This is a genomic window from Dendronalium sp. ChiSLP03b (genome assembly GCF_034531165.2).
GTDB classification, from domain to species: domain Bacteria; phylum Cyanobacteriota; class Cyanobacteriia; order Cyanobacteriales; family Nostocaceae; genus Dendronalium; species Dendronalium minutum.
This window is the reverse complement of the sequence record NZ_JAVRBR020000032.1, coordinates 17,050-38,222: the sequence shown is the minus strand read 5'-3', so window position 1 is coordinate 38,222 and position 21,173 is coordinate 17,050. Positions and strand designations below refer to the sequence as shown.

Sequence of the window (21,173 nt, the reverse complement as noted above, 5' to 3'; positions counted from 1 at the left end):
TTACCATTAAACTGTACCCTACAGATAGCTGCTTAATAAGCATACAGTTCATTCTCAATAAGCACCTAATTTTTTCAAGGGGTCTGTGCCTCCCAAACCTTTATCTGGCTTGATTTAGAGGCGATTGTCGCCCCTTGAAATTTACTTCAAAATACTTGCGTTTTTATTGTGATGAATCGCAAGAAGATAGGGATCTGACTCAAGTTAGATAATTAAAAATCTTTCGTTATAATTTGACTGAAAGATAATTTTGGCAATCTTTTTGTAATTTGTCACAATAGTTATTTTTTAGTTGGCTCAATTAATCAACACTAAAAACATTTTTATTGCTGTCCTGTTCAACAGGGAGTTGATGTAATTAAAAAATGAGCTGCTTATGAAACTGGGGTTATTAAGTCAAGATGTCTGACAACAAGCCGCTACTCTAAGGGTTTTGCGAAGCAGTAAGTGTCAACGCACTCCACAATCCCGATTACTGCGGATACTCATGAGAAACAAACGGAACTGCAACTATTTCACCCTCAGTTTCTCCAACTTTGACTTTTAAGCCTACACCACCAGCTTTACTGCGGATGTAACCTAGTCCAAAGTGACCATCAGCAGTTTCTGTGTAGCTGGTAAGTTTACCGACTTTTTCATCCCCGATCGCGATCGCACTTCCAGTTTCAGCAGGGGCATTGAGACGAATCCCCCAAAGGTATTGCTTTACACCTTTATATGTATTTAATCTGGCGATGGTTTCTTGCCCGATGTAACAACCTTTGTTAAAAGAAATTGTCTGCCATAAACCTGCTTCCAGAGGATTGTAATCATCCGTTAGTTCTAAATCTGGAGCTGGTCTTCCTTGTAGTATTCGTAATGCATCCCAAGCGCGATCGCTCAGTTCTACCGCACCCAATTCTAAAATTTGATTCCACACCTTTTGCTTATCAGCAGCTGGCAAAATCAGTGTATATCCCACAGCAGCCAAGCCACTACCCACTGCCACGAGAATATTGTCAATTAAAAGATGATTACCATAGGGTTGACCGATAATTGCTCCTACACCCAGCTTTTCTACCACTGCGTCACTGCCTGGCCCGACTAAGCTAAAGGTAGCAGTTTCATCAGTTACATCAGTCAACTGCACTTTATCAGCAAAGAAAATATAGCGATCCAGCCATTGCATCAAAAACTCACGCCGACTAGGCGAAACCAGCAACAGCACCGCATCATCAACAACGTAGGCACTTACCAAGTCAATCGTGCGGGCGGTGGATGTCACCATTACAGTATCACAGCCCTGCCCTGGCTTGAGACTTTGAAAATCGTTAGTACTTTGATTATGTAAAAAGCGCAGACGTTCATCATCAGAAACACGGATGCGTCCCCAAAGAGAGCGATCGCATACAGCAACCCCTGTTGTGGCGGCTTGGATAGCTATTGCGTCTTTATCGTTGATTGCAGATGTAGCCATAGCAGTGAACTGCCTTGTTTCAATGTTTCCGCATTGGCAATCTTAGCAAAGAATGATAGCTGCGATCGCTATATACAGTATCGAGTTTAGGTAAGAATCAGAATTGAGAAGTCTGGAGTAAATTAAATTGTTTATAAAAAGTAGAAAGCTATACTTAGTGCTAGAGAAACTTATTATTACTACGCTGTCCATTTAGGGTAATTCTTGAATTAATCATTTATGTCAGATAGTGTTGATCTATCCCTCCAATCTTTAGTAGTTGATATAAATCAGTCAACTAATGGCAGTTCTAGAACTGAAAAAGTCCCAAGTGAATATGAAGTATTTATTTCGTATCGCGAAAATCCCGATCAAGGACTTGCAGTTGCGCTTAGGGAACTGATTGAGGGAGCAATAGAACCCCGACCCCGTATTTTCGTTGCTGGAGCTGGTGGTCTGCGCCCATCTAACATAGGTTACAAGCCCCAGATACAAGCAGCTGCCCAGTCTTCACGAGCATTTATTGCTATCATTACTCAGCAATCTAAGGAACGTCAGTGGCTTTTCTTTGAAGCTGGAGCTGCTTGGGGACGCAATCAGTTGTATGTCCCCTTACTAGTTGGTACAAGCCCAGACGATTTAGCTACTACTATGGCTGATTATCAAACAGTGCGGGCATCTAATCGAGATGAAGTTGAGCATCTTTTAAGTGCAGTTGCTGAAGCGGTCGGTGGTAAAATCAAGAGACGTTTCAGTCAACGATATCGAGCTTTTTCCAAACGAATTGAAGCTTATCAAAAAATAGAGATTCTTGAAGAAAACATAGAAGAGTCTTCATCTCTATCTCAAGCAATTGAGCTTTTGCAACGTGGAGAAGTAGAGGAAGCTAACACGCTGTTTAATCAGCTTGAAGAAACTGCATCTACCAACGAAGAGAAAGCAACGATTAGAATTGCTAGGTTGCTAAATAGTGATCGGGAAGGACGTAATCCTCTAAAGGAGCTAGAGTCGCTAGCTCCTGAATTACGTAATACTTATCATTGCCAGTTTTGGCTTGGCTTATTTGAATCTCGTGTTGCCGCTTCCATCTCCTATTATGAAGAATGCCTACGTCTAGCTAAAGCTAATAATGCTACTTTCTTTTCTAACCGAGCAACTCTTTATTTAGCTGAGGATAGATTCAAAATCGGTGAGCAAGATATAGCACTTGACACCTTACAACAAGCAATGGTTAGTGAAGATAGAGACCTTAGATCTGAAGCTGTAGAAACGTGGCAAAATCTTGACCAAAAGCCTCACTTTCTTGAAAAACTAGTTATTTTATTAACTGGTCTAAGCGATAAACCTGACTCTTCAATTATGCTCAATGCTCTTACAGAGTTGGCTCTCGATAATGAATGGTCTTCTTTACTTACTTATTTTGCTGAACGTGCAGATAAGGTCGATGCTCAAGGAACTGCCGCCAATAATCTTGGGCGTGCATATTCTAGGCTAAAACTGTATTCACTTGCATATCTTGCGTATGCTAAAGCAGCTGAAGCTGGAATATCTGTGGCTAAGGTTAATATTGCACATCTTCATTTGTGGAATCCTCTTCCCGCTGCTGGTCTTAAACTGTTACAAGAACATACAGGAACTTTCGACGCTGCTGATGCTGGATATCCATACCATATGCGATCTGAACTTGAGCGAAGTGTTCAAAACGAGCGTAAAAAGGCAGAAGAGCTATATAACCAAGGATGTAAAGTTGCCGTGATGATAAGTCATTTCGGTTGGGAAACAATTCGCAGTAACAAGCTTACTCCAGAAGGTAAACAAATCGAACTAGAATCTGGAATAACAACTGTCAAGGTAAGCGAATCTAATTGTCTCAAGTTGGTTGCAAATGATGAAAAGGTTTGCCTAGAACTAACACCTGTTGGTCGTACTATAGGACTATGGCAAGCTGCTAATAGAGCCTCATCTACAGCCCTTTACTGCTTTACGGAAAGCGGTTATATGTTTGAATTAAGTCTACATTTGACAGAACTCAGTATAAAATCCATTCTTCAGAAATATCCAATTCTCTCTGCAACTCAGGTAATCGTGTAAAGAGTAATAAAAAAGAGGTCAACACAGACCTCTTTGCAACTCCCTAAAATAATGTTTGGTCTATATATAACAATTACAGCAACCCAGTATTAGCACCTTGCTTACCAGTAGCTAGTTCTACCTTAACGATTTTGCCACCTGCTTTTTGAATGCGTTGTTGTTCGCGGAACCAGTTTTCATAGGGAACAAGCTTGGTGAAGTAGGTATTTTGCAGTTCGCGCTGGGTACGAATCCGGGTTTGGCTGGGAACACAAGCAGTAATTTTAAAAAACCGCGCCATGTTTTAAATCTCCTGTGGTAATTGTGAAAACTTTTTTATTTCAAAAAAATGGGAGTATGTATTTTACTCAAATCTTTAAATCATTCATTCCAAGGCTGGAAATCAAGCATCAATACTAGAACGCTAACACTCATCATTGAGATTATTCAATAAGATAAGCGACAAAACTTTCTAGCACTCACGACTGATTTCCAGACCTTAATATCGCACCTAAATTATTAAGTGCAACCTAACTCTTAGCTCAAGCCAGAGGAGATATAGTCTAAGTAAGTGCCCATTTCCTTACCAGCATCTGGGCCTACCAAGCTAGCAGTTACTTCTTTGATTGATTGGATAGCTTGTACAGTAGCACCAACAGGAACACCCAAGGAATTGTAGGTTTCTTTCAAGCCATTCAGTACGCGCTCATCCAGGATGGAAGGATCGCCAGCTAGCATGGCATAGGTTGCATAGCGGAGGTAGTAGTCCAAATCGCGGATGCAAGCAGCATAGCGACGGGTGGTGTACATGTTACCACCGGGACGGGTGATATCAGAGTACAGCAAAGACTTAGCTACAGCTTCTTTAACAATCGCAGCTGCGTTAGCGCTGATTGTGGTAGCAGCGCGCACGCGCAGTTCACCACTAGAGAAGTAAGCTTTCAACTTGGACAAAGCAGTTGAATCGAGGTACTTACCTTGAACGTCCGCAGAATTAATTACAGCGGTAATAGCGTCTTGAGCCATGTTGTTAATTCCTTATTTCCAATCGTATTGCAATACTTTTGTTTCGTACTGAGGAAACAGTTTTAGCTTAGAGCACCAATTAGGTAGTCAAAGTAGCTACCAGCTTCAGCAGCTTCTTCACCAGACAGTAGGCCACTTGCTACATTCTTCAGCCCACGGATACCTTCGGTAATGCCATCAATAGGAGTGCCGAGGGATTTGTACATTTCACGAGCGCCCACAACGCCAATTTCTTCGATGGGGGTAACATCACCAGAAACGATACCGTAGGTAACGAGGCGGAGGTAATAGTCTAGGTCACGCAGACAAGTAGCTGTCATTTCTTGACCGTAAGCGTTACCACCAGGAGACACTACATCAGGACGCTTTTGGAACACTTGGTCGCCAGCTTGCTTAACAATCCGCTCGCGGTTGTCGGTCAAAACTTGAGCAATGCGGACGCGACGCTCACCACTTGTAACAAAGCTCTTAATCCGATCCAGTTCGCCGGGGCTGAGGTAGCGGGCTTCTGCATCAGCATTCACGATGGACTTCGTGACGATACTCATTAATGGATTCCTCCAAATACGAATGAAACCAGAATTTGATTAAACAGGTGCGACTGTTATGTGGTTGAGAGTAGTTCTGTGTTCTTGTTTTGTTAAGACAAAAGATAAATGACTGCGATCGCTAGTTCGTTACCAGTTGGCTTCATTCAACACAAGTACACAAGTTCTTAAACTTAGCTCCCTTCCGCAGTATATTTTCCGGCATTCTGTTGAGCATTTATGACTGCTCTTAACACTTTGTAATATTCCTTTTCAGATTTACAACAAAATATGCAATCTGAAGATAGGGTATTGGGTACTGAGGAGCCAGTTGCGTGCATAGAGAAGTCGCTCTTGTGGGTTTTCCTCCAAGCGAACTTCTCCTATAGTTGACGCTGCGCGAACGGAAGGTTATCCCCGTTGAGCGAACTGGCGTGATTGGATATTAGGGAAGAATTTCCCTAGTCCCCAGTCCCTAGTCCCTAATCAGCAGCCAGCCTGGATGCTGCCAAGGTAATTACCTGTTGGTAAAGATGGAAAGCGCTGGTAAGGCACTACATCTTCGCTAAAGTAACGGATATACTCTGGGCTATCGACAATTGCTTCTACAGCACCTCGCAACCCACGGATAGACAACAGCTCGTTATAGGAGCGAATTTCGTCCTGAGTTGCTGGTGCGCGTCCCAACAGGTGACGGAATAAGAACTCAACCATCTTGGTGTTGGGATAGGGCGTACAGAAGCGTTGGCGATATATTTCCGAACTAGCTAGTTCGCGGACAAACTCGCGCACGGAAATTTCCCTGTTCCGCAATTTGCTGTCCAAGTTAGTACAGCGGAAATTATCAGGAACCTGACCATCAAATAAATCCAACACCTGACAGTAAGTGGCGTTGATAGCTTGTTGCATTTCTGCCTCGTTAGCACCAACACTTAAACGGTAAATACGTGCGGGTTGCCGGCGGCTTGTATCTACAGACTGTGCAACATCGTAGTTACTGGAACGACCTAATCCCACAGTCAATGGTTCGCTGCTTTCTTTTGCTACCACATCTGCAGTGGTCAAGCGCGATTTGGCTGTCCCAAAGCTAGGCACAACTACATCATCATTTTGCTTGGTTAGTTGGTTGTACAACTTCTCAGTATTCGGGAAGTTTGCTGCTGGTAAGGTTGGGAAGCGACGGTAAGGAACCGTATCTTCACCAAACACCTGGGAATACTCCTGACTACTGACTATCGCATTGATAAAGGCGCGAATACCTTGAGTTGCCAGAATTTGGTTATATTTGCGGATTTCTGCTTGGTCTAGAGGTGCCCTTCCTAGGAAGTGTTTTGTTCCCAGTTCAATCACCTTGGTATTGGGGTAAGGCGTGTAGAACTCTTTGCGGTAAAGATTGGAATAACCTAAACCTTCAATGAACTCTTTGACAGTAATTTCCCCATTCCCCAGCTTACTTTCCAAAGCTTTGAATTCTCCAGAAGAAGCGATGTAGGGTGCAATATCACGCTCGAAAATCTGGCGATAGGCAGCACTGATCGCAGTTTGTACCGCGACTTTGTCTTTGATACCAGCCACCAACTTGAAGACTTTCGTTTGTTCGCGCTGTTTCGAGACACCTTGATTGATCCGAGCCTGAACATCCGGTTGCGATCGTGCTTGGGTAACTGTACCCAGTTCCACAAATCGTAGTGCTTCTTGTTTCTGGACTGTAGGAGTGATATCCTCCCGAATACTACCAACCCGTAGCGACCTCTGGGACACACCAGCAGGAGTCAGATACCGTTCGTATGGAACTGTATCTTCACCAAATGCCTCATTGTATTCTACGCTGTTGATAATCTCGTCAATCAGTGCATAGAAACCCTGCTTGGCAGCGATATCAAAGTACTTATTTGTTTCCTGACGACCGTAGGTAGGACGACCTAACAACCGCCGATGGATGTACTCGATCGCCTTCATGACATACAAAGATGTCCAGTAAGTCTTGCGGAAAACATCTGACTTAGCTAAAGCGCGGATAAACTCTTTTACAGAAAGTTGACCGTTTTCCAGCTTGGTTTCTTGCACTGTTTGGCGTTGGCCCTCATAGACCTCACGACCGAAAACTTGCAGGTAAGCGGCTTTAATCACAGCTTGAGTAGAAGTTTCGGAGAATTTGATGCTGGAACCTTTGCCAATTTTTTTGCCTACTGTGCTAGGAATTTGATCCAACTTGAATACTTTGGCACCCAAAGTACCAGGTGCTACACCCCGCGCTTGGGGATTGCTATTTTGGTTATTGATACCAGGCCCTTGATGAATCAAGATGCGCTTAGTATCCTTGCCAAAGAAAGCCGGACGGCTATTGGGATTGCGAGTTTCTTTCGGGAAAATCGCTCCAAACTGAATTTCTAAGGGATCGTTACCAGAACCATAGGGATGCTGGTCTGGTAGCGGCTGTTCGTAAGCAGCGAAGGTAGTAATGAATTGAGGAACTTTGCGGAAAGGCGCACTGTAGTTAAACAGGTCTTGCTGCGGTCCCCAGTTGCGACATTCTTGTGCCTCTTGACCTAGACCCCGCAAATAAGGTACTGTCTCTTCGCCAAAATAGTCGCCGTATTCTTCAGAATCTACCAAAGCATCTACTAAAGCTGCCAGACCACCGTTGGAAATAATTGAGAAGTATTTTTGTACTTCTTCACGGCTACTTGGGCCCCGTCCCAAAATGTGACGGAAAGCCAATTCGATAACTCGGCTGTTAATAAAAGGCTGGTAAAACTGTTTTTGGTAAAGTGGAGATTTTGCCAAACGGCGAACAAACTCTTTCATTGAGATGTCGCCATTTTTCACCTTGGATTCTAGGTCAGATATCGACAAGCTATAAGCACGAGTAATGTCGCGCTCAAAGACTTGCCGATAGGCTGCTTTGATTACCTCATTTTTTTCACTAGCTGATAATCCAGGCTTCATGACAAACTTAGGACGACGTTCTGCCGCATTAAAGTAAATCTGCGGCAATTGCAATCCTTGTTGGTCGCTAGAAGGACGTTGGCGTAGTTTATTAGAAGGTGTCGCTGCTTGAAATTCTGTCAGCAAAACATTCATGTACTGAGCCACAATTTCTGTAGCCTCAGCATCCTGACGGAAAAAGGAAAGTGAACCTGCTTTGATTTCTTGCAAAGCTACCAGTGTTGCTTCGCCAGAACAAGCATTTTCAATTATTTCCCGTAACCCCCGTGTATTCACAGCGATGATGTTGGGGTCGCCAGCCACGATCGCATAGGTAGCATAGCGCAAGAACCAGGATAAATCCCGCAAGCTCTTAGCCATGTTGCTTGGCCCATAACGAGCAACGTTAATTGGTCTAAAGCCTGGAGGTACCGGGCCGCTAGGAGATGAGTTAAAGATTGAGCGTAAACCTTCAAAGAACCCACCACGACTTTCAACGTAGGTTACGGTTCCCAGTTTCATCCCCTCTTGAGTATCATCACCACTGCTGCGAGCAGTAGCCATTGCCAGTTCTGGTTCTCTGGGCTTTTCTAAAAAAGCCATTGGCGAACCACCGACGAAAATCCGATTGGCAGCCCGAGATACAATAATCTCGGAATTTTCCGTGAGTATCTGGGCAATTTCTAGACGCTTTGCACCAGATGCAAAATAGCTTGCCAGTTCATTCAGTTCGCCAGTTCCCAAAAAGCGGTCTTGCTGCTCCGCTTGGGTAATTGTCGCCACAGCTAGGGTTTGATATAGTTGCGGACGCGCAACTGAGCTTCCACCACTTGCCTTAACACTCATCGGATTTGTAAAACTCCCATCATAATCATTTATGTGTTAAGTCTGGGTTGCTCTGAGGCTTGACACATCGGTGTGGTTCTGCCTTAAGAGTACCGCCTTCAAAACGCCAGTAAATTAACCCAGTCAGCTTTTAGATTAGAACGTTTTGCGTTTTCCCTGGTGATTTATTAAGAAGTATGTAGAATCTGTAGCCTCGCTCGTCAAATCCGAACATGGACACTCTTACTTCTCTGAGATAAAATTTAAGTTTTGTAACGAAAAAATACAAAACTCACAGGAATACTTTGCTTCGCTCTTAATACTTAATTCTATTTGACTGCGATAACATCTATCCAAGTTAAATTTTTGAGATGACTCAGAAATTCTGGTGAGTTAAGGTGTAGTTATCAGAATTCATACACCGGAAATTTACCATGTATAAAAGTTATAAAATTAACAAGACTATCAGTGCTGTTGTATCAGCCCTAGCTATTGTTTTGGCTGTTGCTCCTGCTAATGCACTCCCAGGACAAAACATCAACACCGTTATCAAATGGGCAAAGACCAAATCCCAACTACCAACCCTTACATATAGCAGCGAAGCACATGGTTATGGCGGTACAAAGGGAAATTTGTACTTTTACGCTGATGTCACTTCTGAGAATGGGACAGTGACTAAGGAAGGAATAACCGTTAGTGGTAACTCTAGCCTCAAATTCACTACCAAAAATTCCCAGGCAGTGAAACTGCTAAAAAATATCTACAATTCCAACATTGCCAATGATTTCCAGCAATCAAGGTATGTCACAAAAGTTGGTCGTGACCAGTTTTATCGTGGGAAAAATTTTGCCTACATAACTGCCCAAGTGCAAGGTGGGTCAGCATTTCAGATAATTTCTGTGAGAGATTTACAAGGATTAATAAATAATGCAAAGTATTGCCAAACTCATGAATGTGACCTTTGACCAAGGAGTTTGACCAAAAATAATTCAGGAGTCAACAGTCAGAATGACTTTTGTATGCTTAGGTATATTCTGAATTCTGACTTCTGGATGATTTCCAGCATTTTTAATTGTCATAATTTTAGCTAAAACTGATTTTTTATATTTTTAATTGATAATTATGGCTGTTTCACATAAGCATTTTCTGTAAACAAAGGAATGCAATTACTAACGTTATAGATGGCTGCAAGTTCAACGTCTGACTCAAACCCTGCTGCAATTAACTCCTTGCCAGAACTACATTTTTTTAAGTAACCCTGTAAATCTTTTTGAAAAGTTTCAAATGTTACCACAGCTACTTCAGCTTCTGGAGATAGACTGCCATGCAAGTAACTGAGAATTGCCCCAGCACCAATTAAATCTTCAAATGCAGGTCTGAGGCTACCATCGTCTTTCCACCTCTCACCGGCAGGAATCACTGCAATTTTATTGCCATACTTCTGGGCAAACTGCGCTACCGCTTGGCAATTTCGCAAACAGCCAGCCAAGGTAGGTGTACTCTTAGTTTGTAAGGTGAGAAAAGAACCATTCGGTGAGGGCAAAATTAGTCTCGTTCCACCAGGAATCTGAGTTAGCGATTTTGGCGAAAGAGAATATCCAGTTGGAGTCCAACGTTGTCGATGACTGGCTAACTCTGCTTGTACTGACTTGGCATAATCTATGACTGATTCATCCCTCATCGTATACGGAAAAATTATCGCGCCATTGCTGGTGGCAATTTCCACACAAGTTGAAAAGGAGAGAACATCAACTATCACAACCACATCACTGATAGAAGCGAGTTGAGCAACTCCTTGTGAACCCCATTCACAGCGCAAATCAAACTCTGACTGGTTATAAATCATTGATTGTTAAGTGTTGACTGTCTTTCTGAATTACAAATTACGAATTATCAATTAATTTTAAGTGTCCAGCATTCGATAAACTCAGAATTGCCGCGATTTTACTCATCATGTCAGACTCCCAAACTGTTAGCGCTGCTGTTGCCAAACTCTACAACACATACCCCTTTCCGCCTGACCCACTGCTGGATGAACCACCTCCAGGCTACAACTGGCGCTGGAATTGGCTATCTGCTTATAGCTTCTGCACTGGTCAAAAACCCCAAAGACAAGACATACGGATTTTAGATGCTGGTTGTGGTACGGGGGTGGGTACAGAATACTTGGTTCACCTCAATCCCCAAGCCAATGTCGTAGGAATTGACCTCAGTCCTGGTGCTTTGGCAATGGCAAAAGAGCGGTGTCAGCGTTCTGGAGCCAACCGCGTCGAATTTCATAACCTCAGCTTGTTCGATGTGGAACAATTGCCTGGTGAGTTTGATTTAATTAACTGTGTTGGGGTTTTGCACCATACCCACGATCCAATTCGCGGGATTCAAGCTTTGGCTAAGAAGCTAGCTCCTGGAGGCTTTTTTCACATTTTTGTCTATGGAGAGTTAGGACGCTGGGAAATTCAACTCATGCAAAAAGCGATCGCACTCCTCCAAGGTGACAAACGCGGCGACTACCGCGATGGCGTGCAAGTCGGGCGACAAATATTTGCCTCTCTACCAGAAAATAACCGAATTGTCAAATATGAAAAGCAACGTTGGTCAATGGAAAACCACATGGATGAACATTTTGCCGATATGTATGTTCATCCTCAGGAGATTGACTACAACATTGAGACGTTATTTGAATTAATTGATGCTTCCGGCTTGGAGTTTATTGGCTTCTCGAATCCTAGTTTCTGGCAATTAGAAAGACTTTTGGACAAAGCACCAGAGTTAATTGAACGTTCACAAGGATTGAGCGATCGCCAACGTTATCGCTTGATAGAATTACTAGATCCAGAAGTGACTCATTATGAGTTTTTCCTCGGTCGTCCTCCCGCGATCAAAACCGACTGGTCAGAGGATAAAGCTTTATTGGCAGCTATTCCCGAACGCAATCCCTGTATGGATGGATGGCCAAGTCGAGGAATATTCAATCAAGATTACCAGATTGTTAATTTGTCTCAAGAGGAGTTTGAGTTTCTGCAAGCATGTGATGCTAAGTCAACAGTGGCAGAGATATTGGCAAGTGTACAAATAGAGCTGAAAGTAGTCAGAACCCTCTTCAAGCAACGACTAATTTTGTTAACACCAGGTTAATCAAACTGCACCAAGCGCTTTATAGCGCTTATCTATAATTACAGTTACAGATACTTGCACAAAATAAATTTATACTAACTTAATAGATAACAAGGATAGAATAAAAATTTAGTTAATAATATTTTTTTGTTCTGTAAATAAAAATACAAAGACTAGATATTCTTCGACACTCGTTTTACGAACTTGTACTAAAATTATCCCATTCTAAATTAGGAGAATCTTCTAATGAAATTAGCTAAACAGCTGGGCGCGATCGCTGCTGGTGTTGCCTTCCATTTCGCCGCTGTTAATGCTAAACCAGCAAAAGCAGCCTTTGTTGGTGCGTATGACCCTAGTAGATGGACATTGATAAACATAGACGCTGATGGGTATGTAAATACTAGTGGTGTCCCTGCACAGATACAACTTTACGGGGGAGACACTAATAGTAATAGCCCAGGGACGACCGATTACAAAATAACGGCAGTCGCTGATGGAGTAGTCAAATTTAAGTGGAATTACTTAACTGAAGAGACAGGAGATGGTGCTGCCTACGATCCTTTTAGCTTCGTCAAAAATGACATCAGCACCGATATTTTCTCTAGCCCTTTAGAAACAACAGGTCAGGGAACTTACAGTACAACAGTTGTAGCGGGGGATGTATTCAGCTTTAGGGTGACAACAGTAGACAACAGACTTGGTAGAGGAAATGTAACAATTTCTAATTTCAACGCACCCGTCCCCGAACCCTTGACAATAGGTGGTTCAGTCGTTGCTCTTGGGTTTGGCTGGTGGTTGAAGCGTAGGCAAACAGCTTCCTAGTGCAGAAAGTAGGAGGCAGAAGTTTTATCTCCCCAGTTCTCTCATCTAACGCTCTTCCGTCACTCTGGGGAAAGAAAAATCTCAGGCAACATTTAAACTTCATACAGCACTTGGGTTTGAAGCTTTATTTTCTAAGATTCTGGGAAAAATCATGTATTTCACCTGAAACTCTTGCTTAGCAAGGATTATATGTTTTTACTCCGGTGAGAGTGATTAAAGAGCGCTAAGCTAATAATCATTTAAATTGCATCCCCGTGTCTCTCAGCCTCCTCGTCCCTGCGTCTTTGTGATGCTAAGGATTATGCAACTTCAAGGCACATTAGCTTACCTTCTGTAGTAATGGGCGATCGCCTATAGCAGCTTTTGATAAATCTAATGTAGATTAGGAGAGTACCCAGCAATTGCTCAGGAAATTGGGTATGACACATCAACGCAAGTTGGAGTTTAGCAAAATTCAGCAACAATGCCATTTCTCCTCAAGCAGCAGCTAATTTTCTTAACACCGACTTAATTGCAACACCAAAACCCTGATGATACAACGACCCTGGAGGACTGTTATGCACTTAAAAAAAGGCGAGAATTTGCAGAAATTTTGAATTTTGAAGGCATTAATTCTAGATTTTTCTCCGCTTCACCGTCTCAAGCACTGTCTCGCTTCTGAGAGCGTGATTTTTGCAATTATCTAACAATGACAAGAAGTTAATTGTTTTTTTCTAAAGTATTGTTACCGGATCGTGATATGATTCAGCTGACTGAATGTGCAGTCATCATTATAGTTAGCTGTACTGGTTTCAAGTCCCGTGAGCTTGTCAGAAGAACCAATTGCACCCACTCCGACAACAACACGACAAGATGCCAAATCTGGTTCTGGAGACACAGAATCAGGTAACTCTATGGGAGAGTTCTATCAACTCTACCAGAAGTTATTGGTAATCACACTTGTCTTGACGGGGATTATTTTTATCTCTGTGTGGATTTTTTATTCCTTAAACATTGCTCTGAATTATTTGATTGGGGCGTGTACAGGTGTGGTTTACTTAAGAATGCTGGCTAAAGACGTTGAGCGACTCGGTGATGAGAAAAAGCGTCTGAGCAAAACTCGTTTTGCTCTATTTATTGGGTTGATTGTATTGGCAACTCAATGGCGTGAGCTACAGATTGTGCCCATATTTTTGGGATTTCTAACCTACAAAGCCACGCTCCTCGTCTACATGGTGCAAACTGCGTTCACTCCTGATTCTTAACAAAATCAGGCTCACAAAGATAATACTCCCATCCTCGCTCGTTGGGGAAAATGCTTGAAGAATGCAAATGCTTAGTGTCTTAAACGCCTTTAATTCTTTTCCCCTCGCCGAATTAGAAGTAGGTCATCATTTCTACTGGCAGTTGGGAAATCTAAAAATTCATGGGCAAGTTTTTCTCACCTCATGGTTTGTAATTAGCATTCTAGTAATAGCTTCCATAGCTGCTACTCGCAACGCCCAAAGAATTCCCAGCGGCATCCAGAATTTGATGGAATATGCCCTAGAATTTATTCGAGATCTGGCAAAAAACCAACTTGGTGAGAAAGAGTACCGCCCCTGGGTGCCATTTATCGGCACATTGTTCTTGTTTATCTTCGTATCGAACTGGTCGGGCGCTCTAATTCCCTGGAAGCTAATCAGGCTGCCGTCAGGCGAATTGGCGGCTCCCACTAATGACATCAATACGACCGTAGCATTGGCACTGCTGACATCTTTAGCGTATTTTTACGCGGGTTTTAGCAAGCGGGGTTTGGGCTACTTTAAGAAATATATAGAGCCAACACCTGTGCTATTGCCGATCGCAATTCTAGAAGATTTTACTAAGCCCCTCTCCCTAAGCTTCCGTTTATTTGGCAATATTTTGGCGGATGAATTGGTAGTAGCGGTGCTAGTTCTGCTGGTTCCTTTATTTGTACCTCTGCCTGTAATGGCCTTGGGTTTGTTCACCAGTGCCATTCAGGCCCTAGTGTTTGCTACCCTAGCCGGAGCATACATTCATGAGGCAATGGAGGGACACGGTGGAGAAGAGCATGAGGAGCACTAGGCTACTCAGTTGATAGCACAGTTCCGAGCGTCTACGCTCAAAACATCGCCAAGCGCGATTCAAAGAACTCGGTGCAGCGTGAAAAACACGTATTTACTAGTTAACGTACTTTTGTAAGTTCTGTAATCAAAGCAAGGAAAATCAACATGGATCCATTAGTTTCTGCTGCTTCAGTTCTAGCTGCTGCTCTAGCAATTGGTTTAGCTGCAATTGGCCCTGGTATTGGTCAAGGAAATGCTGCAGGTCAAGCAGTAGAAGGTATTGCTCGTCAACCCGAAGCTGAAGGAAAAATTCGGGGTACTTTGCTATTAACCTTGGCTTTCATGGAATCCCTGACCATTTACGGTCTAGTGATTGCCCTGGTGTTGCTGTTTGCTAACCCCTTCTCTTAAGACCTGAAAGTTTTTGTTAATGTGGAGACGTGAACCATCACGCCTCTACAATCGAACATTTTTTGGGTATTCTAGTCGTTCTGATGTTAAGTTGACCCTTGTTGGCTATGGGTCTCTAAAATACGAAAGGTTGGATGATGTTGCTAGCCATGAAAACTGCTACTCCAGCCAAAGAGGAGAGAAATGTTTGATTTCGATGCTACCTTGCCCTTCATGGCATTGCAGTTCCTGCTATTGGCAGCTTTGTTGAATGTAATTTTCTATAAGCCACTGACCAAGGTACTGGACGATCGCGATAATTACATCCGAACGAATACCCTTGATGCACAGGAACGCTTGGCAAAAGCTGAGCGCTTAACCCAAGAATATGAGCAGCAACTAGCAGAAGCTCGCAGACAATCGCAAGCTACTATAGAAGCAGCTCAGGCTGAAGCTAAGAAAATTACCGCCCAGAAAATCGCTGAGGCGCAAAAAGAAGCTCAAGCTCAAAGAGAACAGGCTGCTGTGGAGATAGAGCAACAAAAACAGCAAGCTTTAAGTGAATTAGAGCAAAGAGTTGATGCTCTGAGCAGGCAAATTCTAGAAAAACTATTGGGACCAACTCTAGTTAGATAAATTGACCAGACTGGTTCTGTTGAAATTATAGGCGCAACTGGGCACTAGTCCCAGAGCGCTTAATTAAGTGTCAAAAGGCACTTGATTCCCCTGTGGAAAAATACATGTATTAGCAAGCGAGCAGCGCACTTGTAGATGGGTATCATGGGCACATTATTATTACTTGCCGCAGAAGCGAACGCTGTTCACTCTGAATTGGCAGAAGGCGCAGCAGAAGGTGGTTTCGGTCTAAACATAGACATTTTTGAAACTAACCTCATTAACCTGGCGATTCTGATTGGCATACTATTCTACTTTGGACGTAAAGTTTTAAGCAATATCCTGAACGAGCGACAATCTAATATTGCCACGGCAATTCAGGAAGCAGAAGGGCGCTTGAAAGAGGCACAGATTGCCCTTTCCCAAGCGCAAGAGCAGTTGACTCAAGCTCAGGCTGAAGCACAACGCATCCGCAAAGCAGCCGAAGAAAACGCCCAAAAGGCGAAAGAAGCCACGTTAACACGGGCAGCACAAGATGTAGAACGTTTGAAACAAACAGCAGCAGCAGATTTAAACACCGAAAGAGAGCGAGCGCTAGCCGAACTGCGGCAGCGAGTAGCCGCTCTAGCATTGCAAAAAGTTGAATCAGAGTTGCGATCTGGTATTGCTGATGACGTTCAACAATCAATAATTGACCGTAGCATCGCGCAGGTGGGAGGACGCTGATGAAAAGTAATGTAGAAACAGCCGAAGTTGCCCAACCTTATGCACAGGCTTTATTGTCGGTAGCACAATCCAAAAATCTGACAGAAGAGTTTGGCGAGGATGCTCGTTCTTTACTGAATTTGTTGAAAGATTCAGAGCAACTACGAAACTTTATCGGCAACCCCTTTATTCAGCCTGAGAACAAAAAAGCAGTTATCAGCCGAATACTTGGTGGTGAAGGCGCTAACCCCTACTTACGCAATTTTTTACTGTTATTGGTAGACAGACGACGCATTTTGTTCTTAGAACCAATATTAGAGCAGTATTTAGCGTTATTGCGGCAGTTGAATCAAACCGTGTTAGCGGAAGTTACTTCTGCTGTTCCCCTTTCAGAAGAACAGCAGCAGGCAATTAAAGAGAAAGTAATTGCCATCACCAATGCTCGTCAGGTAGAAATAGAAACTAAGGTAGACCGCGAGTTAATTGGTGGTGTAATTATTAAAGTTGGGTCGCAGATCATTGATGCCAGTTTACGGGGTCAGTTGCGCCGCTTGTCTTTGCGTTTAAGCAGCTAGAAAATTAAATATTAAGTTCTTCCGTCTCGAAAGCAAAACAACAGACACATGAGCATATCAATTAGACCTGACGAAATCAGCAACATTATTCAGCAACAAATCGAGCAATACGACCAAGAAGTCAAAGTTGCTAATGTTGGTACAGTCCTGCAAGTTGGTGACGGTATTGCCCGGATCTATGGTCTGGAAAAGGCCATGGCTGGGGAGTTATTAGAATTTGAAGACGGTACAGTAGGCATCGCCCAGAACTTAGAAGAAGATAACGTCGGCGCAGTATTGATGGGTGAAGGGCATGAGATTCAAGAAGGTAGTTCCGTAACCGCAACTGGCAGAATTGCTCAGGTGGGCGTGGGAGAAGCCTTAATTGGGCGAGTTGTGGATGCCTTGGGTCGTCCTATCGATGGTAAGGGCGATATCAAAACCACAGAAAGCCGTTTGATTGAATCTCCAGCACCTGGTATTATTGCCCGTCGGTCTGTACACGAACCCATGCAAACGGGAATTACAGCTATTGACTCAATGATTCCCATCGGTCGTGGTCAGCGGGAGTTGATTATTGGTGACCGTCAAACCGGAAAAACCGCGATCGCAATTGACACAATTATCAACCAAAAATCAGAAGATGTAATCTGTGTCTACGTTGCCATTGGTCAAAAGGCTTCCACCGTTGCTAACGTAGTGCAAACATTGCAAGAAAAGGGCGCAATGGACTACACCATTGTCGTCGCCGCTAACGCCAGTGACCCCGCAACCCTGCAATTCTTGGCTCCTTACACAGGGGCAACTATTGCTGAGTACTTCATGTACAAAGGCAAAGCTACCTTGGTAATTTACGATGACCTCTCCAAGCAAGCCCAAGCTTATCGCCAAATGTCTTTGCTGCTGCGTCGTCCTCCCGGACGGGAAGCTTACCCAGGAGATGTATTTTATATCCACTCTCGCTTGTTAGAAAGAGCAGCCAAACTGAGCGACGAATTGGGTAAAGGTAGCATGACCGCCCTGCCAATTATCGAAACCCAAGCAGGTGACGTATCAGCATATATCCCCACCAACGTGATTTCCATTACCGACGGTCAGATATTCTTGTCTTCTGACTTGTTTAACGCTGGTATCCGTCCTGCTGTGAACCCCGGTATCTCAGTATCCCGCGTGGGTTCTGCGGCTCAAACCAAGGCAATGAAAAAAGTTGCTGGTAAAATTAAATTGGAACTAGCGCAATTTGACGACCTACAAGCCTTCGCGCAATTTGCTTCCGACTTGGATAAAGCCACTCAAGACCAGTTGGCACGGGGTCAACGCTTGCGGGAATTACTCAAGCAACCTCAAAACGATCCACTGTCGGTATACGAGCAAGTGGCAATTCTCTACGCTGGTATCAACGGCTATTTAGATGACATTGCTGTGGACAAAGTAACCTCCTTCACCAGAGGTCTGCGGGAATACTTAAAGTCAGGCAAACCCCAGTATGCCCAAGCAGTGCAAGGTTCTAAAGCACTGGGTGACTCAGAAGAAGCTGCTTTGAAAGAAGCGTTAACTGAGTACAAGAAGACTTTCAAGGCCACAGCGTAGCAAAGGAATCAGGAGCCAGGAGGTGAGTCAGCGCGGTCTTGGGAGTTTCCCCCATGAGCGACTGACGAACCCTGAGGGCAGAAGTGATATTGCTCCTGACTTCTGAGTTCTAAATTCTGAATACTTGTAAAATATTATGCCTAATCTCAAAGCAATACGCGATCGCATTCAGTCGGTCAAAAATACCAAAAAAATCACAGAAGCGATGCGCCTAGTGGCCGCTGCTAGAGTGCGTCGGGCCCAAGAACAAGTACTAGCAACTCGCCCCTTTGCAGACCGTTTGGCACAAGTGTTGTACGGTCTGCAAACTCGTCTGCGGTTTGAAGAAGCAAACCTACCACTGCTGAGAAAACGGCAAGTTAAGTCCGTCGGGCTGTTGGTAATTTCAGGCGATCGCGGTTTGTGCGGCGGTTACAATAGTAACGTGATTCGTCGCGCTGAAAATCGCGCCAAGGAACTGAAGGCAGAAGGTGTAGATTATACATTTGTGGTTGTTGGACGGAAAGCTGCACAGTACTTTCAACGCCGCAATCAGCCTATTGATGGCACATACAGCGGCTTGGAGCAAATTCCCACCGCAGCAGAAGCTAATGAGATTGCCGACCAACTACTTTCCTTATTCCTTTCGGAAAAAGTAGACCGTATCGAATTAATTTATACCAGATTCGTCTCTTTGGTTAGCTCTCGTCCTGTGGTGCAAACCTTGCTGCCCCTTGATACTCAAGGTCTAGAAGCAAGCGATGACGAAATCTTCCGCTTGACAACCCGTGGCGGTCAATTTCAAGTCGAACGGGAGAAAGTGACTCAACAAGTCCGCGCTTTTCCCCGCGACATGCTTTTCGAGCAAGATCCACTACAAATTCTCGATTCTCTGTTGCCCTTGTATCTGAGTAACCAACTATTGCGGGCCTTGCAAGAATCAGCTGCTAGTGAACTAGCAGCGCGCATGACAGCCATGAGCAATGCTAGCGAGAACGCTGGTGAACTGATCAACACCCTAACGCTGTCTTATAACAAAGCCCGACAAGCCGCTATTACTCAAGAACTTCTTGAGGTTGTTGGCGGTGCCGAAGCACTAACTTAAGGAATCACTCATTGTTAGTTGTAATAAATAGCTAATTGCTAGTCGTTTTGACATTAGCAGTTAGCTATTTTTAGTATTTGGAAGTTATCAACTAGATGAAATTAACTGCTTATAAGTTATTGTATACCGAAGTCGTGCAAATTATGCTGATGGTCTACAGCCAAGCTCCTACAAAGACACCCTGTGTTTCTCAGCAACACTGGCAGAATAAAATCCTAAATCTCAAATTTTTTGTCTCATAACACATTTCAAACACAAAGTATTATAATTGAAGTATGAAGCACATGGGTCCGTAACGGTTTCGACAGGTTGGCGAACGCTGCTTTGTGATTCAGGTCGAGAGTGAGTCGTCTCTCGAAAATCAAAGGCTCGAAAAAAAAGTAAATGCGAATAACATCGTAAAATTTGCTCGTCGGGAAGCTCTAGTAGCTGCCTAAACGCCTCTTATAGGTTCGAGCGTCTTTAGTTTGACTCCGTTAAGGACTAAGGACAAACCCCAACGGATGCTCTAGCAAGTGTTCTCTGGTTGGCTTGCTAGCTAAGACTTAATCAGAGCATCCTACGTTCGGGATAATGAACGATTCCCGCCTTGAGGGTCAGATAGGCTAAACCTGTGAATGAGCGGAGGGTCAATACCCAATTTGGACAGCAGTTCGACTCTGCTCGGATCCACTAAGTAAATTTAAAATCAAATCTGCATTAATCAGTCCCTTGATGCAGTAGTAGAAAGCCAAGAATGAGAGCAGAAATTCTACTCTCATTTTTTATTGAACCTAACAGCATAGGGCTAATAAGTAAGTCAACTTAATTAAACATAAAACGCTCAACTGGATACTGACCTTGCTTGGCTCTATGATTTATACCATCCATAATAGCGATCGCTAACTGATATTCATCTTCAAAAACTTGACCAGCAAGCTCGTCACGCTTGAGATGTAACCATTCATCACGGCACTTGCTTCAAGTCGGCAAAGCCGCCCAACGCAGTGCCTCTTCAATGCGATTCATTTGGGGACTATAGGGAGGTAGAAAAAAGATGTACAAGCCTTGCTGTTGCCAACGCTGATGCTGCTGGCGAGCTAAAAGGCTTTTATGAACTGAGGCATTATCTTGAATAATGACGGTGATTTGTCCGGTTTCAAGTAAGCGCTGTGCAGCAATTTGCGCTTGCCAATCCATAAGTTGGATATAGGTTGATGTTTTGAGGGTTCCCAGCATCAAAGCATAATCAAAACGAAGTTTTGGTTCCCAAATACCGAAGATGTTGATCCGCCTACCGCGTCGTCTACTTTGTCGAATACGTTTTTGCTCTCCTCTACGCCCATAAGCGTAATCAGTGGGACTAGTGCAGTAGCAACCAGATTCATCCAAGTACTTTAAACACACTAAATCTAATTGCGTCCACAACTTGAGTAATTCCCAATCTAGGCGTTTGGCTTG

General features: G+C 43.6%; 19 protein-coding genes, 1 other RNA gene and 1 pseudogene. 13 read left to right on the top strand and 8 right to left on the bottom strand.

Annotation, left to right across the window (positions count from 1 at the left end; translation table 11 throughout):
- Positions 1-472 precede the first annotated feature (472 nt).
- Complete coding sequence (locus RMY31_RS08070) at positions 473-1,456, bottom strand: folate-binding protein (protein WP_322663264.1); 984 nt, start codon at positions 1,454-1,456, stop codon at positions 473-475.
- 219 nt (positions 1,457-1,675) lie between these two features.
- Between RMY31_RS08070 and RMY31_RS08065 the strand changes: the two genes are divergently transcribed.
- Positions 1,676-3,526, top strand: a complete 1,851-nt coding sequence (locus RMY31_RS08065; RefSeq protein ID WP_322663266.1) for a TIR domain-containing protein — start codon at positions 1,676-1,678, stop codon at positions 3,524-3,526.
- Positions 3,527-3,599: 73 nt separating this feature from the next.
- On the opposite strand, the gene RMY31_RS08060 is transcribed toward RMY31_RS08065, so the two are convergent.
- From RMY31_RS08060 to RMY31_RS08045, 4 genes and pseudogenes are all read right to left on the bottom strand, one after another.
- A complete protein-coding gene (locus RMY31_RS08060; protein WP_214437069.1) occupies positions 3,600-3,806 on the bottom strand; it encodes a phycobilisome linker polypeptide in 207 nt (68 codons plus the stop codon).
- Positions 3,807-4,042: 236 nt separating this feature from the next.
- A complete protein-coding gene (gene apcB, locus RMY31_RS08055; RefSeq protein ID WP_322663269.1) occupies positions 4,043-4,531 on the bottom strand; it encodes an allophycocyanin subunit beta in 489 nt (162 codons plus the stop codon).
- 62 nt (positions 4,532-4,593) lie between these two features.
- Positions 4,594-5,079: an allophycocyanin subunit alpha gene (gene apcA / locus RMY31_RS08050; protein ID WP_214437071.1), complete on the bottom strand. Its 486-nt coding sequence runs from the start codon at positions 5,077-5,079 to the stop codon at positions 4,594-4,596.
- 474 nt (positions 5,080-5,553) lie between these two features.
- Positions 5,554-8,832 (bottom strand): annotated as a pseudogene (locus tag RMY31_RS08045) (phycobilisome rod-core linker polypeptide); the annotation flags it as partial.
- 413 nt (positions 8,833-9,245) lie between these two features.
- Here RMY31_RS08045 and RMY31_RS08040 point away from each other — a divergent pair.
- On the top strand, positions 9,246-9,776 hold the full coding sequence (locus RMY31_RS08040; protein WP_322663272.1) for a hypothetical protein: 531 nt from the start codon (positions 9,246-9,248) through the stop codon (positions 9,774-9,776).
- A 155-nt stretch (positions 9,777-9,931) separates the two neighbouring features.
- On the opposite strand, the gene RMY31_RS08035 is transcribed toward RMY31_RS08040, so the two are convergent.
- Positions 9,932-10,657, bottom strand: a complete 726-nt coding sequence (locus tag RMY31_RS08035; RefSeq protein ID WP_322663274.1) for a 2-phosphosulfolactate phosphatase — start codon at positions 10,655-10,657, stop codon at positions 9,932-9,934.
- A 107-nt stretch (positions 10,658-10,764) separates the two neighbouring features.
- On the opposite strand from RMY31_RS08035, the gene RMY31_RS08030 reads away from it, so the two are divergent.
- The gene (locus RMY31_RS08030) at positions 10,765-11,946 is read left to right on the top strand and encodes a class I SAM-dependent methyltransferase (RefSeq protein ID WP_322663276.1); all 1,182 of its coding nucleotides are present in this window, start codon (positions 10,765-10,767) and stop codon (positions 11,944-11,946) included.
- A 225-nt stretch (positions 11,947-12,171) separates the two neighbouring features.
- Positions 12,172-12,747: a PEP-CTERM sorting domain-containing protein gene (locus RMY31_RS08025; protein ID WP_322663279.1), complete on the top strand. Its 576-nt coding sequence runs from the start codon at positions 12,172-12,174 to the stop codon at positions 12,745-12,747.
- A 299-nt stretch (positions 12,748-13,046) separates the two neighbouring features.
- On the opposite strand, the gene RMY31_RS08020 is transcribed toward RMY31_RS08025, so the two are convergent.
- On the bottom strand, positions 13,047-13,217 hold the full coding sequence (locus RMY31_RS08020) for a hypothetical protein (protein WP_322663280.1): 171 nt from the start codon (positions 13,215-13,217) through the stop codon (positions 13,047-13,049).
- Positions 13,218-13,547: 330 nt separating this feature from the next.
- Here RMY31_RS08020 and RMY31_RS08015 point away from each other — a divergent pair, with 330 nt between their 5' ends.
- The 9 genes from RMY31_RS08015 (at position 13,548) to ssrA (ending at position 20,408) form a co-directional block, all read left to right on the top strand.
- Positions 13,548-13,991 carry an ATP synthase subunit I gene (locus RMY31_RS08015; RefSeq protein WP_322663283.1) on the top strand — a complete coding sequence of 148 codons (444 nt, stop codon included), beginning with the start codon at positions 13,548-13,550 and terminating at the stop codon, positions 13,989-13,991.
- A 61-nt stretch (positions 13,992-14,052) separates the two neighbouring features.
- Complete coding sequence (gene atpB, locus RMY31_RS08010) at positions 14,053-14,814, top strand: F0F1 ATP synthase subunit A (protein WP_409877629.1); 762 nt, start codon at positions 14,053-14,055, stop codon at positions 14,812-14,814.
- A gap of 146 nt (positions 14,815-14,960) precedes the next feature.
- Complete coding sequence (gene atpE, locus RMY31_RS08005; protein ID WP_008233924.1) at positions 14,961-15,206, top strand: ATP synthase F0 subunit C; 246 nt, start codon at positions 14,961-14,963, stop codon at positions 15,204-15,206.
- A gap of 183 nt (positions 15,207-15,389) precedes the next feature.
- Positions 15,390-15,821 carry a F0F1 ATP synthase subunit B' gene (locus RMY31_RS08000; RefSeq protein WP_322663307.1) on the top strand — a complete coding sequence of 144 codons (432 nt, stop codon included), beginning with the start codon at positions 15,390-15,392 and terminating at the stop codon, positions 15,819-15,821.
- A 135-nt stretch (positions 15,822-15,956) separates the two neighbouring features.
- Complete coding sequence (locus RMY31_RS07995; protein WP_322663309.1) at positions 15,957-16,526, top strand: F0F1 ATP synthase subunit B; 570 nt, start codon at positions 15,957-15,959, stop codon at positions 16,524-16,526.
- Entirely contained in the window at positions 16,526-17,080 is a 555-nt protein-coding gene (gene atpH, locus RMY31_RS07990) for an ATP synthase F1 subunit delta (RefSeq protein WP_322663313.1), read from the top strand. Before RMY31_RS07995 ends, atpH begins: the two co-directional genes overlap by 1 nt.
- A gap of 48 nt (positions 17,081-17,128) precedes the next feature.
- Positions 17,129-18,649 carry a F0F1 ATP synthase subunit alpha gene (atpA, locus tag RMY31_RS07985; protein WP_322663314.1) on the top strand — a complete coding sequence of 507 codons (1,521 nt, stop codon included), beginning with the start codon at positions 17,129-17,131 and terminating at the stop codon, positions 18,647-18,649.
- Between the two features lie 136 nt (positions 18,650-18,785).
- Complete coding sequence (locus RMY31_RS07980) at positions 18,786-19,733, top strand: F0F1 ATP synthase subunit gamma (protein WP_322663316.1); 948 nt, start codon at positions 18,786-18,788, stop codon at positions 19,731-19,733.
- 286 nt (positions 19,734-20,019) lie between these two features.
- Positions 20,020-20,408, top strand: a transfer-messenger RNA (tmRNA) gene (ssrA, locus tag RMY31_RS07975).
- 285 nt (positions 20,409-20,693) lie between these two features.
- On the opposite strand, the gene RMY31_RS07970 is transcribed toward ssrA, so the two are convergent.
- Positions 20,694-21,140, bottom strand: coding sequence for a transposase (locus RMY31_RS07970; RefSeq protein ID WP_322663318.1), 447 nt, complete (start codon positions 21,138-21,140; stop codon positions 20,694-20,696).
- Positions 21,141-21,173: the final 33 nt, after the last annotated feature.

What these genes read in the sequence shown, in the direction of transcription:
- RMY31_RS08070 (WP_322663264.1), bottom strand. Translation starts at nt 1,456, where the DNA reads ATGGCTACATCTGCAATCAACGATAAAGACGCAATAGCTATCCAAGCC.
- RMY31_RS08065 (WP_322663266.1), top strand. Translation starts at nt 1,676, where the DNA reads ATGTCAGATAGTGTTGATCTATCCCTCCAATCTTTAGTAGTTGATATA.
- RMY31_RS08060 (WP_214437069.1), bottom strand. Translation starts at nt 3,806, where the DNA reads ATGGCGCGGTTTTTTAAAATTACTGCTTGTGTTCCCAGCCAAACCCGG.
- apcB (WP_322663269.1), bottom strand. Translation starts at nt 4,531, where the DNA reads ATGGCTCAAGACGCTATTACCGCTGTAATTAATTCTGCGGACGTTCAA.
- apcA (WP_214437071.1), bottom strand. Translation starts at nt 5,079, where the DNA reads ATGAGTATCGTCACGAAGTCCATCGTGAATGCTGATGCAGAAGCCCGC.
- RMY31_RS08040 (WP_322663272.1), top strand. Translation starts at nt 9,246, where the DNA reads ATGTATAAAAGTTATAAAATTAACAAGACTATCAGTGCTGTTGTATCA.
- RMY31_RS08035 (WP_322663274.1), bottom strand. Translation starts at nt 10,657, where the DNA reads ATGATTTATAACCAGTCAGAGTTTGATTTGCGCTGTGAATGGGGTTCA.
- RMY31_RS08030 (WP_322663276.1), top strand. Translation starts at nt 10,765, where the DNA reads ATGTCAGACTCCCAAACTGTTAGCGCTGCTGTTGCCAAACTCTACAAC.
- RMY31_RS08025 (WP_322663279.1), top strand. Translation starts at nt 12,172, where the DNA reads ATGAAATTAGCTAAACAGCTGGGCGCGATCGCTGCTGGTGTTGCCTTC.
- RMY31_RS08020 (WP_322663280.1), bottom strand. Translation starts at nt 13,217, where the DNA reads ATGGCATTGTTGCTGAATTTTGCTAAACTCCAACTTGCGTTGATGTGT.
- atpB (WP_409877629.1), top strand. Translation starts at nt 14,053, where the DNA reads ATGCAAATGCTTAGTGTCTTAAACGCCTTTAATTCTTTTCCCCTCGCC.
- atpE (WP_008233924.1), top strand. Translation starts at nt 14,961, where the DNA reads ATGGATCCATTAGTTTCTGCTGCTTCAGTTCTAGCTGCTGCTCTAGCA.
- RMY31_RS08000 (WP_322663307.1), top strand. Translation starts at nt 15,390, where the DNA reads ATGTTTGATTTCGATGCTACCTTGCCCTTCATGGCATTGCAGTTCCTG.
- RMY31_RS07995 (WP_322663309.1), top strand. Translation starts at nt 15,957, where the DNA reads ATGGGTATCATGGGCACATTATTATTACTTGCCGCAGAAGCGAACGCT.
- atpH (WP_322663313.1), top strand. Translation starts at nt 16,526, where the DNA reads ATGAAAAGTAATGTAGAAACAGCCGAAGTTGCCCAACCTTATGCACAG.
- atpA (WP_322663314.1), top strand. Translation starts at nt 17,129, where the DNA reads ATGAGCATATCAATTAGACCTGACGAAATCAGCAACATTATTCAGCAA.
- RMY31_RS07980 (WP_322663316.1), top strand. Translation starts at nt 18,786, where the DNA reads ATGCCTAATCTCAAAGCAATACGCGATCGCATTCAGTCGGTCAAAAAT.